The following is a 1008-nucleotide window of genomic DNA, read 5'->3' as shown; positions in this document are numbered from 1 at the left end:
GTAAAAATCAAAGTCAAAAGATCGCAGCCTTCGGCAGCTCCTACAAGGGGAGGGGTTCAGGTTTAGAGGTCGCGCACTACACGAAAGCCCATCCAGTCTCCACGTTCTTGCGGGTACTGGCTGTTGCGGTTGCCGGAGCGGGAGAACACCGGCGCTTCACCCCAGTCGTTGCCGCGGATGCGCACGGCTTCGCAGTTGGCTTCCAGCCACGCGCTGCCATCGGTGGGGGCGCCGACGTAGTTCGGGTGTTCGCAGTCTTCGACCCATTCGTAGACGTTGCCGTGCATGTCGTACATGCCAAAGGCGTTAGGCGGGTAGCTGCCCACTGGCGAGCTGTAGCTGTAGCCATCCGCCGGGCCGTAGGTGTTGGCGTGCTTGGCGATGCTGTATTCCTTGCCTTCATCGAACGGGAAGGGGAACGGGCCCTTGGTGCCGCCGCGTGCGGCGTATTCGCGTTGGGCTTCGCTGACCATGCTGTACTTCTGCCCGGTTTTTTTCGACAACCAGGCAACGTAGTTTTTAACGTCGTCGAAGTTCATGCACACCGCCGGCTGGCGTGGGCTCTGTGGATAACGCGGCTTGCTGGCGATGCATTCGCGACCGGGGCGGGTATCGCCGTTGGCGATGGTCACGCCGCTCTCTTTCACGTAGCTGTCCCACTCACCGGCGGTGATCTGGAAGCGGCTCATGGCGAACGGCTTGGCGAAGGTCACGTCATGCATCGGGCCTTCATCGGGCTCGCGGCCGACTTCGTCGTCAGGGGTGCCCATGGTGAAGGTGCCGGCAGGTAGAACGACCATTTCCGGGCAGTTCTTGCAGTCTTTGAATACTTTGCCCGCAGGCGGGGCAGTGGCGGCCTGCGCGGCAGTCGGCAGCAGGAAGGCGAGTATGGCAGCCAGTCCAGCGGTCAGCAGATTTCGGTTCATGACTCATCTCGATCGAAGAAAAAAACGGGGTGTTCACTGTAGGAGCTGCCGCAGGCTGCGATCTTTTGATTTTGATTTTTAC

General features: G+C 60.3%; 1 protein-coding gene. It reads right to left on the bottom strand.

Going from position 1 to position 1008, the window contains the following annotated elements; genetic code table 11:
• Positions 1-62 precede the first annotated feature (62 nt).
• Positions 63-926 carry a dihydropyoverdine dehydrogenase gene (gene pvdO / locus ACW9JC_RS30350; RefSeq protein ID WP_457459673.1) on the bottom strand — a complete coding sequence of 288 codons (864 nt, stop codon included), beginning with the start codon at positions 924-926 and terminating at the stop codon, positions 63-65.
• Positions 927-1008 lie beyond the last annotated feature (82 nt).

This window comes from Pseudomonas sp. SDO5591_S426, from assembly GCF_054070755.1.
The sequence above is the reverse complement of the archived record's forward strand: the minus strand, read 5'-3'. Positions and strand labels throughout refer to the sequence as shown.

Bases quoted from the DNA above. Each gene is read 5' to 3' on its own strand.
- pvdO (WP_457459673.1), bottom strand. From the start codon at position 926: ATGAACCGAAATCTGCTGACCGCTGGACTGGCTGCCATACTCGCCTTC.